The following is an 11814-nucleotide window of genomic DNA, read 5'->3' as shown; positions in this document are numbered from 1 at the left end:
GCACCGGTCAGGAAGGACAGCCCATGCCCAAGCGCTTTCGCCTCACCCGCCGCTTTCCCGTCGCCATGACCGAGGACGGCTACCGGCGGCTCAGGCGCTTCGCCGCCGAGGCGGGGCTTGATGAGGGCGAGGCGCTGTCCTTCCTGTTCGAGCATTTCGACAGCGTGACCGACCACGAGAAGCTGACCCACCGGCTGCGGCTGTTCAACAGCGAACTCGAGGCACGCAAGCGATGAGGGAGGAAGCATGACCGACGAGGCCCGCAGCGCCTGGATGACCGACGAGCACGTGATGCTCGCGGAACTCACGCGCAAGTTCATCACCGAGGAATGGAAGCCGCGCTTTCCCAAGTGGCGCGCCCAGGGCGAGATGGACCGCGACACATGGCGCGAGGCGGGCGAACTGGGGCTGCTCCTGCCCTCGATCCCGGAGGAATACGGCGGCGCGGGCGGCGATTTCGGCCACGAGGCGGTGATCACCATGGAAGCAAGCCGCGCCAATCTCGCGGCCTGGGGCTTTCCGATCCACTCCACCATCGTTGCCCACTACATCCTCGCCTACGGCACCGAGGAGCAGAAGCGCCGCTGGCTGCCGCGCATGGCCAGGGGCGAGCTCGTGGCCGCGCTCGCCATGACCGAACCCTCCGGCGGGTCGGACCTGCAGGCGATCAGGACGCGCGCCATCCGTGACGGAAATGTCTACCGGCTCTCGGGGCAGAAGACCTTCATCACCAACGGCCAGCACGCCAACCTCATTCTGGTGGCCGCCAAGACCGACCCCGAGGCGCGCGCGCGCGGCATCTCGCTGGTTGCGGTCGAAACCGACGGTGCGACGGGCTTCACCCGCGGCCGCAAGCTCGAGAAGATCGGCTGCCACATGGCCGACACCTCCGAGCTCTTCTTCGACAACGTCCCCGTCCCGCCCGAGAACCTGCTGGGCGGCGAGGAGGGCCGCGGCTTTGCCCAGATGATGGAGCAGCTGCCCCAGGAGCGCCTGTCCATCGGCTGCGGCGCGGTCGGGGCGATGGAAGGGGCGCTCGAGCGCACGCTGAAATACACCGCCGAGCGCGAAGCCTTCGGGGGGCCGCTCACCCAGTTCCAGAACACCCGGTTCCAGCTTGCCGAGATCGCCACCAAGACGGCAGTGGCGCGCAGCTTCCTCGACCAGTGCATTGCCGAGCACCTTCAGGGCCGCCTCACGGTGGAACGCGCGGCGATGGCCAAGTGGTGGCTCACCGACACGCAGGGCGAGGTGCTCGACGCCTGCGTGCAGCTCCACGGCGGCTATGGCTACATGGTCGAGTACGAGGTCGGCGAGATGTGGGCCGATGCCCGCGTGCAGCGCATCTACGGCGGCACCAACGAGATCATGAAGGAGCTCATCGCGCGCAAGCTGACGGGGGTGCGGCGATGATGGCGGCAGGACACGCGGCTTGCGCCGAACGCCGCTTCGCGGCGTGCCTCCGGCGGGGGTATTTGCACCAGGATGATGAAGCCCGCACACCCCCGGCGCGGAAGGCATGGCTCCCGGCCGGGGATGGCATCACCCTGGGCGGTCATCGGCTCCCCAGCCTGTACCGCAGGGACATGTTTGACGCCTCAGGCTTAACGCCCGGTTACCGGGCGCGGCAGATGCTTCCATCACCCTGGTGCAAATACCCATTTTCCGCCGCTGACACGCGCGCAACGACAGGGATCTGGCGATGACGATCAAGCTCTACTGCTTCGGTGAATCCGGCAATGCCTACAAGGCGGCGCTTGCGCTTGAACTTTCGGGGCTCGACTGGGAGCCGGTCTTCGTCGACTTCTTCAACGGCGAGACCCGCACCGAGCGCTACCGCACGGAAGTCAACGAGATGGGCGAGGTGCCGGTGATGGTTGACGGCGACTTCCGCCTCAGCCAGTCGGGCGCCATCCAGCAATACATCGCCGACAAGACGGGCAAGTTCGGCGGCGAGGGGCGGGAGCGCTACGAGGTGCTGCGCTGGGTGCTGTGGGACAACCACAAGCTCTCGTCCGTGGCCGGAATGACCCGCTTTCTGATGAACTTCCTGCCCGCCGAGAAGCGCCCCGAGCCGGTGATCGCCTTCAACCAGGGGCGGCTGAAGGCCGCCTACACCGTGCTGAACAACCATCTCAGGGGCCGCGACTGGATCGTCGGCGACGGTCCCACCAACGCCGATTTCTCCTGCTGCGGCTACCTCTTCTATCCCGAACCCTTCGGCTTCGACCGCGCCGAATGGCCCGAGATCGACCGCTGGCTTTCGAACATCCAGTCCCTTCCCGGCTGGAAGCACCCCTATGACCTGATGCCCGGCAACCCCTCCGACCGGGCCTGACAAGAGGCAAGCAACAATGACCGACGCCTATATCTATGACGCCGTCCGCACCCCCCGCGGCAAGGGCCGCAAGGACGGCAGCCTGCACGAGGTGACCGCGCTGAGACTCTCGGCGCTGACGCTGAATGCGATCAAGAAACGCAACAACCTCGACGGCCACGCGGTGGAGGACGTGATCTGGGGCAATGTCACCCAGGTGGGCGAGCAGGGCGGCTGCCTTGCGCGCTCGGCGGTGCTGGCCTCCGATCTTGACGAGTCGATCCCCGGCATCTCCATCAACCGCTTCTGCGCCTCGGGCCTCGAGGCGGTGAACCTTGCCGCCAACCAGGTGCGCGGCGGCGCGGGCGAAGCCTACATCGCCGGCGGGGTGGAGATGATGGGCCGCGTGCCCATGGGCTCGGACGGGGCGGCGATCGCCGTCGACCCGAACCTGGCGATGAAGACCTATTTCGTGCCGCAGGGCATCTCGGCCGACATCATCGCCACCGAATACGGCTTCTCCCGCGACGATGTCGACGCCTATGCGGTGGAATCGCAGAAGCGCGCCAAGCGGGCATGGGACGAGGGGCGGTTCGCGCGCTCGGTCATCACCGTGCGCGACCAGAACGGCCTGCCCATTCTCGATCATGACGAGCACATGCGCCCCGAGACCGACATGCAGTCCCTGGGCGCGCTCAAGCCCGCCTTCAAGGAAATGGGCGAGGTGATGCCGGGCTTCGATCAGGTGGCGATCCTGAAATACCCGCATCTGGAGCGCATCGAGCACGTCCACCACGCCGGCAATTCCTCGGGCATCGTCGATGGCGCCGCGGCGGTGCTGATCGGAAGCAAAGAGTTCGGCGAAAAGCACGGTCTCAAGCCGCGGGCGCGCATCCGCGCCACCGCCAAGATCGGCACCGACCCGACCATCATGCTCACCGGCCCCGTGCCGGTGACGCAGAAGATCCTCGCCGAGTCCGGAATGGAGATCGGCGACATCGACCTTTTCGAGGTCAACGAGGCCTTTGCCGCGGTGGTCCTGCGCTTCCTTCAGGCCTTCCACGTCGATCACGACAGGGTCAACGTCAATGGCGGCGCCATCGCCATGGGCCACCCCCTGGGCGCGACGGGCGCGATGATCCTCGGCACGCTTCTCGACGAGCTCGAGCGCGCCGACAAGGAGGTTGGGCTCGCCACGCTCTGCGTTGCCTCGGGCATGGGCGCGGCCACGATCATCGAGCGGGTGTGAGCCGATGCCCAGGATCGACATCGACGCCATCGACTGGAAGGGCGGCACGGGCTACCCCGCCCCCTTCGCCGCGCGTGTCGGGGGGCGGTTCCGCAAGCGGCTGGGCGATGCCGGGGGCCTCACCCAGTTCGGCGTCAACCTCACCCGGCTTGAGCCCGGCGCGATGAGCGCGCTGCGCCACTGGCACGAGGCGGAGGACGAATTCGTCTACGTGCTTCAGGGCGAGCTCGTGCTGATCGAGGACGACGGCGAAACCCCGCTGCGCGCAGGCGAGGCGGCGGCCTTCAAGGCGGGCGTCGCCAATGGCCATCACCTCGTCAACCGCTCGGACGCCCCCGCGCTCTATCTCGAGATCGGCACGCGCGCCGAGGCCGAGCGCGTAAGCTACCCCGATGACGACCTCATGGCGGTGAAGGAGGCCGGTGCCTACCGCTTCACCCGCCGTGACGGCAGCGCCTACTGACAGTATCCCCGAAGGGACAGACCCATGACCGATTTCACCTACGCCGTGGATGCCGAGGGCATCGCCACCATCACCTGGGACGTGGCCTCGAAATCCATGAATGTGATGAGCTTCGAGGGCCTCGCCGAGCTCGACGCGGCCATCGACAAGGCCCTCGCGGACGATGTCGTGAAGGGCATCGTCATCACCTCCGCAAAGGACAGCTTCGCCGCGGGGATGGACCTCAACGTGCTCGCCCGGATGCGCGAGGAGGCAGGCCCCGAGCCCGCGAAGGGCATCTTCGAGGGCATCATGCGCATGCACGGGCTTCTCAGGAAGATCGAGCTTGCCGGCATGGACCCGAAGACGAAGAAGGGTGGCAAGCCCATCGCCGCGGCGCTTCCCGGCACCGCGCTCGGCATCGGCTACGAGATCGCGCTTGCCTGCCACCGCATCTTCTGCGCCGACAATCCCAAGGCCAAGATCGGCTTGCCCGAAATCCTCGTCGGCCTCTTCCCCGGCGCCGGCGGCACCACGCGGCTTGTGCGCAAGCTGGGCGCGATGGGGGCCGCACCCTTCCTGCTCGAGGGCAAGCTCAATGACCCGAAGGCGGCCAGGGCCGCCGGACTCGTCGACGAGGTGGTGGATGACCCCGTCGCCGCCGCCCGCGCCTGGGTTCTGCAGGCGAAGGACGCCGATCTCGTCAAGCCGTGGGATGCCAAGGGCTACAAGATGCCCGGCGGCGCCCCCTATCACCCGGCCGGCTACATGACCTTCGTCGGCGCCGCGGCGATGGTGAACGCGAAGACAAAGGGCGTCTACCCCAACGCGAAGACGCTGCTCTCGGCCGTCTATGAGGGCGCGCTCGTCGACTTCGACACCGCGCTGAGAATCGAGGCGCGCTGGTTCACCAATCTTCTCCTCAACCCCTCATCGAGCGCGATGATCCGCTCGCTCTTCGTCAACAAGGAGGCGCTTGAGAAGGGCGCGCGGCGGCCGGCGAACATCCCCGACCAGCGGGTGCAGAAGCTCGGCGTTCTCGGCGCGGGCATGATGGGCGCGGGCATCGCGCTGGTCTCGGCCATGGCCGGCATCGAGGTGGTGCTCATCGACCAGACGCAGGAGGCCGCCGAGCGCGGCAAATCCTACACCGAGCGCTACATGGACAAGGGCATCAAGCGCGGCAAGGCAACGCCCGAGAAGAAGGCCGAGGTGCTCGCCCGCATCACCGCCACCACCGACTACGCCGCGCTCGAGGGTGCCGACCTCGTCATCGAGGCGGTGTTCGAGGATCCCGCGGTCAAGGCCGAGGCCTACGGCAAGACCGAGGCCGCGGTGGACGAGAGCTGCATCATCGCCTCAAACACCTCCACCCTGCCGATCAGCGAGCTTGCTCAGCATGTGAGCCGGCCGGAGGATTTCATCGGCATCCATTTCTTCTCGCCGGTCGAGAAGATGATGCTGGTCGAGATCATCAAGGGCCGCGAGACCGGCGACCGCGCCGTGGCCAAGGCGCTCGACTACGTCCGCCAGATCCGCAAGACGCCGATCGTGGTCAATGATGCACGCTTCTTCTATGCCAACCGCTGCATCATCCCCTACATCAACGAGGGCATCCGCATGGTTAAGGAAGGCGTGGTTCCGCCATTGGTGGAAAACGGCGCCAAGCTCGCTGGCATGCCCATCGGGCCCCTGCAGCTCGTCGATGAGACCTCCATCGACCTTGGCGTGAAGATCGCCAAGGCCACCAAGGCAGCGATGGGCGAGGACTACCCCGACGACGCGGTGGACGAGGTGCTGTTCTGGATGGCCGATCAGGGGCGTCTCGGACGCAAGGCCAAGGCGGGCTTCTATGACTATGATGAGAACGGCAAGCGCATCGGCCTCTGGCCGGGGCTGAAGGAGAAATACCCCCCCGCCGCCCAGCAGCCCCCCGTGGAGGAGGTCAGGCACCGGCTTCTGATGATCCAGGCGCTCGAGGCGGTGCGCGCCTTCGAGGCGGGCGTGCTCATGGACATCCGCGAGGGCGACGTGGGCGCCATCCTCGGCTGGGGCTTCGCGCCCTGGTCGGGCGGCCCCTTCTCCTGGCTCGACATGCTGGGCGCGAGGCGCGCCGTCGAGATCTGCGACGATCTCGCCGAACGCCACGGCCCCCGCTTCGCCGCGCCTGCGCTCCTGCGCGAGCTCGCCGAAAGGGGCGAGACCTTCTACGGCCGCTTCACCGAAACGAAGAAAGCCGCCTGAGCCGGGAGCTGGCAAGGCGTCTCATCATCCTGGCTCAAATACCCCGGGGGGTCCGGGGGGCAGCGCCCCCCGGCCCGCCCTTTCCGGCCCGCACACCCGCCCGGCGCAGCACCACCCGCCGGCGCAGAAGCTCCGCGCCAAGCGCGGCATCCACCTCCCGCCGCTCGGTGCCGACACAGCGCGAGAACAGCTCGAGCCCCTCGAGCGTTGTCAGCGCCTCTTCCGCCCGCGCCCGGTGCCAGGCGAGCCCCTCGCGGTGCAGCCGGTCGATTTCGGGGTCCGCCCGCAGCTCGGCCAGCGCCGCCTCGAGCGCCGGCAGGTGCCGCAGGATGGAGCGCTCCTCGACCACGTTGAAGTTCCGGTCGGCCCAGTAGCCGATGTCCACCGGCTTCCCGCTTCGGTTGGGCAGCCCGCGCGCGGCCTTGACCAGGAACGCCTTCGCCGAGCGCAGCGAGTAGTGGTTGAGGGCGACCAGATCCATCCCGGCATTCTGCCCCAAAATCACTGCGCCCTCCCTCGCGAAGGCCTCCGGCAGGCGCCGCCCCGAGCCGTTGACCCAGACCGGCCGGCGCGTGGGGTCCGGCGCCTTCGGCCGGTGCACGCCGGGCCTGCCATAGAAGCCCGCGTTGCGGTAGAGCGTCTTGAACTGGCTCGCCGTCCAGGGCGCGTGGCAGGGAAAGGGCGCGGCGCGAGTGAACTGGGCAATGGTGGGCGCGTCCTCGATCTCCACGACGCCCGAGTCGCCGAAAAGACGCCAGGTGAGCGTGACGGCATCGGCCTGGGGCACCGCGGCGAGAAGATCGGCAAGCCGCCCCTCGCCTGCGTGTATGTTCACGAACTCGTCGCAGTCGGCGACCAGCAGCCAGTCGGCCTGCGCAACCCACGGGTGGCGCGCAGCGCGCTCTAGCGCGGTCCACTGCACGCCCTTCTTGCCGATCCGGTCATTGCGCTCATGCGCGAGCCACCCGCGCCGCGCCAGCGCGTCGAGCAGCAGATCGGTGCCATCCTCGCAGTCGTTGGACCAGACGAGGAAGCGGTCAAAGCCGATCAGCCGGTGATAGGCGACCCACTCGAGCACATGGGGCGCCTCGTTGCGCATGGTGGTGATGATCAGCGCGCCACCCATGGCCCTCCCGCCGCTTTCGCCTCGCCCCAGTCCTAGCGCGCACGCACGGCCGAGAGAAGCGCGCGCTCAGCGCCAGTCGAAGAAACCGGCGCCCGCGCGCGCGAGCAGGCCTTGCGCCATGGCGCGCCCCATCTCGGGGCCGTCCTCGACAGCACCGGTCATGTCGTCGGCGAGCGCCTCCGAGCCGTCGGTGCGCAGGATCTCGCCCCTGAGCCTCAGCCTCCCGCCGTCAAGCTCGGCAAGTCCGGCGATGGGCGTCTGGCAGCTTCCGTCAAGCGCGGCGAGAAAGGCGCGCTCGGCGGCAAGCCGGCGCGCGGTCGGTGCATCGTGGATCGCCTCGAGAAGCGCGGCGGTGGCCGTGTCCTCGCCCCGCCGCTCGATCCCGATCGCCCCCTGCGCCACCGCCGGCAGCATCTCGTCAGGTTCCACGGCGCGATGCGGCACCTCGCCCGTAAGCCCCAGCCGCTTGAGCCCGGCGCAGGCCAGAAACGTCGCCTCGGCCACCCCATCCGCGAGCTTTTTCAGCCGCGTCTGCACATTGCCGCGAAACTCCACCACCTTCAAATCCGGCCGGGCATGAAGGAGCTGGGCGCGCCGGCGCAGGCTCGAGGTGCCGACAACCGCACCCTCCCCAAGCTCGCCCAGCGCGCGCGCCTCAAGCGTGACGAAGGCGTCGCGCACATCCTCGCGCGGCAGGAAGCAGTCGAGCACCAGGCCCGCGGGCTGGGCCACCGGCATGTCCTTCATCGAGTGCACGGCAATGTCGATGCGGCCTGCGAGAAGCGCCTCCTCGATCTCCTTCGTGAACAGCCCCTTGCCGCCCAGCTCCTTCAGGGGTCGGTCCTGCACGCGGTCGCCGGTGGTGGTGATGACGACGATCTCGAAGGCCTCCCGCTCGAGCCCATGCGCGGCCATGAGCCTGTCGCGCGTCTCATGGGCCTGCGCCAGCGCCAGCGGCGAGCCGCGGGTGCCGATCCTGAGGGGCGCGGCGGGCGTGGGCAGTTGCGTTGGCATGGGCGGGCAGTCTCCTCCGGCGCGTCCTGTTGCCCCGCCCGGGACCGGCGCCCTTGACATCGCGGCGCTCGCGCGGGACGGGATGGCGCAGCAATAAACGGGGAAGCCGATGGCGGAAACCAGAAAACTTATGCGCGCACTCGCGGGCGAGGTGCAGGAGGTGCCGCCCGTCTGGCTCATGCGCCAGGCCGGCCGCTACCTGCCCGAATACCGCGCCACGCGCGAGAAGGCGGGCGATTTCCTGACGCTGTGCTACACGCCCGAGCTCGCCGCCGAGGTCACGCTGCAGCCGATCCGCCGCTTCGGCTTCGATGCCGCGATTCTCTTTGCCGACATCCTCCTTGTGCCGCAGGCGCTTGGGGCGGAGTTGTGGTTCGAGACGGGCGAAGGCCCGCGGCTTTCCACCATTACCACGCCGGCCGATCTCGCCCGGCTGAAGCCCGCCGAAGCGATTCACGAGACGCTGGCGCCGGTCTACGAGACGGTGGGCATCCTCAAGCGCGAGCTGCCCGCCGAGGTGCCGCTGATCGGCTTTGCCGGCGCGCCCTGGACGGTGGCCACCTACATGATCGCCGGGCGCGGCACGCCCGATCAGGGGCCTGCGCATGCGCTGATGCGCGAAGACCGCGCCACATTCGCTGCGCTGATGGAGCGGATCACCGAGGCGACCATCACCTATCTTTCGGCGCAGATCGAGGCGGGCGCCGATGTGGTCAAGCTCTTCGACAGCTGGGCGGGCTCGCTCACGGGCGAGGACTTCCGCGACTGGGCGGTGGCGCCGGCGCGGCAAGTCATCGCCGCGCTCAAGGCGCGCCATCCGGGCGTGCCGGTAATCGCCTTCCCGCGCGGGGCGGGGCCGGCCTATGAGGGTTTCGCGCAGGCGACCGGCGCCGATGCGGTGGCGCTCGACCAGAGCGTCGATGCCGCCTGGGCCGCGGCGCATGTGCAGCGCGAGGCCTGCGTGCAGGGCAATCTCGACCCCGCGCTTCTGGTCGAGGGCGGCGAAAGGCTCATCACCGAGACGCGGCGGATCGTCGATACATTCCGCAGCGGCCCGCACATCTTCAACCTCGGTCACGGCATCACCCCCGATGCCGACCCCGACAACGTCGCGCGGATGCTTGAGGCGATCCGGGGCTGAGGGCGCACGGCCTCGTCGTGTTCAGGGGAACTCTGTCCGCCCGGGGCGCGAAGCGGCCCGGGCATGTGTCCGCCCGCCCCCCACGCGGACGCATGCCCTTCCTTCCGGCGTCGGGGTAAACGCACTGAAGACGTGTCGCCTACAGCAGGTTCAGAAACGCCGCCACCAGCCGGGCGTGGCGGCGCTCACGCAGGCAGACGAGCGCCTCGCGCATCATCAGCCCCTCGTCGGGGCTGAGCGGCAGCGCCACAAGCCGCGCGTCGGCGCCGAACTCGGCCATGGAGGTGAAGCCCACGCCACCGCCCGCGGCCACGATCTCGCGCACCGCCTCGCGCCCCTCGGCCTCGATGGCGGGCGTGAGCTTCAGCCCCGCCCGCGCCGCCGCCGCCTCCACCTTGGCGCGGGTGCGCGAGCCCGCCTCGCGCATCACCAGCGGCAGCTCGGGCAGGCGCGCAAGCGGCAGCGCCCCTTCGCCCGCCAGCGGATGGTCGCGCGCGACGAAGGCGACGATGGGCGTCTCGTTGAGGATGCGGGTGATGAACTCCGGCCCCTCCGGCGGCTCTCCCATCACCCCGATCTCCGCCTCCCAGGCGCGCAGCGCGGCAAGCACCGTCTCGGAGTTGCCGGTGCGCACCGTGACCTGCACGCCCGGATGGCGGGCGCGGAAGGCGGCAAGCCCCGCCAGCAGGTGATGGGCGCTGTCGGCCACCACGCGCAGATGCCCCGCCCTCAGCGCCTGCGCCTCGGAAAGGAACTCCGCCGCCTCGCGCTCGGCCTCGAACAGCCGGCGGGTGATGGCGTGAAGCGCGCGGCCGGCCTCGGTGAGCCGCACCCGGCGGTGGGAACGGTCGAAAAGGCGCACGTCATAGGCCGTCTCGAGCTGCTTGACCTGATCGGAGACGGCGGGCTGCGTCAGCCCCATCGCCTGGGCGGCGCGGGAAAAGCCGCCCTCTTCGGCGACATGGTGAAAGGCGCGGAGCTGGGCGTGGCGCATGGATAGGCTGTGCTTATCATTTGATCTGAATTAACGATTTTTCATATGCCTCGGACCGTGGCAAGACAAGCCCGCAACCCGCGCCTGAGGAGGCTTGCCATGACTGCTCAGCAAACCGACCCGTGGCTGCTGACACCGGGGCCCTTGACCACCGATGCCCGCGTACGCGAGGCGATGCTGCGCGACTGGGGCAGCTGGGACAGCGACTTTCGCGCCATGACCGCCGAGATGCGCGCCCGGCTGCTCGACGTCGCCCATGCCGACCCGGCCGAATGGGCCTCGGTGCCGATGCAGGGCTCGGGCAGCTACTGCGTAGAAGCGATGCTGGGCTCCTTCCTGCCGCCGGACGGCAAGGCGCTGGTGCTGGCGAACGGCGCCTACGGCCAGCGCGCGGCGAAGACGCTTGCGGTGATGGGGCGCGCGCATGTGGTGATCGACAAGGGCGACTACCTGCCCCCGCGCGGCGAGGAAGTCTCCGCCGCGCTGGCCGCCGACCCGGCGATCACCCATGTGGTGGCGATCCATTGCGAGACGTCCTCGGGCATCCTCAACCCGCTCGAGGAGATCGCCGAGGCCACCGCCGCGGCGGGGCGGAAGCTTCTGATCGATTCGATGTCGGCCTTCGGAGCCCTGCCCCTCGACGCGCGCAGCCTGCCCTTCGAGGCGATGGTCTCCTCGGCCAACAAGTGCATCGAGGGCGTGCCGGGCTTCGGCTTTGTCATCGCGCGCAAGGATGCGCTCGAGGCCGCCGCGGGCAACGCCCATTCGCTCAGCCTCGATGTGCATGACCAGTGGGCTTACATGGAGAAGACCGGCCAGTGGCGCTTCACCCCGCCGACACATTCGGTGGCGGCGTTTCTGAAGGCGCTCGAGCTGCACGCGGCCGAGGGCGGCCAGCCGGGGCGGCTTGCGCGCTACAGCCGCAACCGCGATGTGCTGGTCGAAGGCATGCGCGCGGCCGGCTTCGAGACGCTTCTTGATGACCGCTGGCTCTCGCCCATCATCGTCACCTTCTTCACGCCCGCCGACCCGGCCTTCGACTTCGCCCGCTTCTACGAGGGCATGAAGGCGCGCGGCTTCATCATCTACCCCGGCAAGCTGACGGTTGTGCCGAGCTTCCGCATGGGCTGCATCGGCGCGCTCAATGAGAGTGTGATGCGCGCCGCCGTCGCCGCCGCCACTGAGACGCTCACCGAGATGGGGGTGAGAAGCGCCGCGCCCCCCGCCTCGGCGCTGGAAGAACGCCGCCGGCACAACGCCGCCTGATACCTGCCCGAAAGGAGCACG

General features: G+C 68.9%; 11 protein-coding genes. 8 read left to right on the top strand and 3 right to left on the bottom strand.

What is annotated here, in order from left to right; genetic code table 11:
• Positions 1–23: 23 nt before the first annotated feature.
• The 6 genes from BLQ14_RS04595 to BLQ14_RS04570 all read left to right on the top strand — a co-directional run bounded on the left by BLQ14_RS04595 (position 24) and on the right by BLQ14_RS04570 (position 6252).
• Positions 24–236, top strand: a complete 213-nt coding sequence (locus BLQ14_RS04595; protein ID WP_092498732.1) for a hypothetical protein — start codon at positions 24–26, stop codon at positions 234–236.
• Between the two features lie 10 nt (positions 237–246).
• Positions 247–1413 (top strand): acyl-CoA dehydrogenase family protein, encoded by a 1167-nt coding sequence (locus tag BLQ14_RS04590; protein WP_092498730.1) that lies wholly within the window; start codon positions 247–249, stop codon positions 1411–1413.
• A 289-nt stretch (positions 1414–1702) separates the two neighbouring features.
• Positions 1703–2338, top strand: a complete 636-nt coding sequence (locus BLQ14_RS04585) for a glutathione S-transferase family protein (protein ID WP_092498728.1) — start codon at positions 1703–1705, stop codon at positions 2336–2338.
• A 16-nt stretch (positions 2339–2354) separates the two neighbouring features.
• Positions 2355–3566: an acetyl-CoA C-acetyltransferase gene (locus tag BLQ14_RS04580; RefSeq protein WP_092498726.1), complete on the top strand. Its 1212-nt coding sequence runs from the start codon at positions 2355–2357 to the stop codon at positions 3564–3566.
• A gap of 4 nt (positions 3567–3570) precedes the next feature.
• Positions 3571–4029, top strand: coding sequence for a cupin domain-containing protein (locus BLQ14_RS04575; protein WP_092498724.1), 459 nt, complete (start codon positions 3571–3573; stop codon positions 4027–4029).
• Between the two features lie 24 nt (positions 4030–4053).
• Positions 4054–6252, top strand: coding sequence for a 3-hydroxyacyl-CoA dehydrogenase NAD-binding domain-containing protein (locus tag BLQ14_RS04570; protein WP_092498722.1), 2199 nt, complete (start codon positions 4054–4056; stop codon positions 6250–6252).
• A gap of 34 nt (positions 6253–6286) precedes the next feature.
• Here the strand turns inward: BLQ14_RS04570 and BLQ14_RS04565 are convergent, their stop codons facing one another.
• Together BLQ14_RS04565 and hemC are read right to left on the bottom strand one after the other, a co-directional pair.
• Positions 6287–7378: a glycosyltransferase family 2 protein gene (locus BLQ14_RS04565; RefSeq protein WP_092498720.1), complete on the bottom strand. Its 1092-nt coding sequence runs from the start codon at positions 7376–7378 to the stop codon at positions 6287–6289.
• A 66-nt stretch (positions 7379–7444) separates the two neighbouring features.
• Positions 7445–8392 (bottom strand): hydroxymethylbilane synthase, encoded by a 948-nt coding sequence (gene hemC, locus BLQ14_RS04560; protein ID WP_092498718.1) that lies wholly within the window; start codon positions 8390–8392, stop codon positions 7445–7447.
• A 109-nt stretch (positions 8393–8501) separates the two neighbouring features.
• Here hemC and hemE point away from each other — a divergent pair, with 109 nt between their 5' ends.
• Positions 8502–9533 carry a uroporphyrinogen decarboxylase gene (gene hemE / locus BLQ14_RS04555; protein WP_092498715.1) on the top strand — a complete coding sequence of 344 codons (1032 nt, stop codon included), beginning with the start codon at positions 8502–8504 and terminating at the stop codon, positions 9531–9533.
• A gap of 139 nt (positions 9534–9672) precedes the next feature.
• Here the strand turns inward: hemE and BLQ14_RS04550 are convergent, their stop codons facing one another.
• A complete protein-coding gene (locus BLQ14_RS04550; protein ID WP_092498713.1) occupies positions 9673–10527 on the bottom strand; it encodes a LysR substrate-binding domain-containing protein in 855 nt (284 codons plus the stop codon).
• A 99-nt stretch (positions 10528–10626) separates the two neighbouring features.
• On the opposite strand from BLQ14_RS04550, the gene BLQ14_RS04545 reads away from it, so the two are divergent.
• Positions 10627–11793, top strand: coding sequence for a 2-aminoethylphosphonate--pyruvate transaminase (locus tag BLQ14_RS04545; RefSeq protein ID WP_092498711.1), 1167 nt, complete (start codon positions 10627–10629; stop codon positions 11791–11793).
• The last annotated feature ends 21 nt before the right edge of the window (positions 11794–11814 follow it).

The organism is Meinhardsimonia xiamenensis (assembly GCF_900102905.1).
Taxonomy (GTDB): domain Bacteria; phylum Pseudomonadota; class Alphaproteobacteria; order Rhodobacterales; family Rhodobacteraceae; genus Meinhardsimonia; species Meinhardsimonia xiamenensis.
The sequence above is the reverse complement of the archived record's forward strand: the minus strand, read 5'-3'. Positions and strand labels throughout refer to the sequence as shown.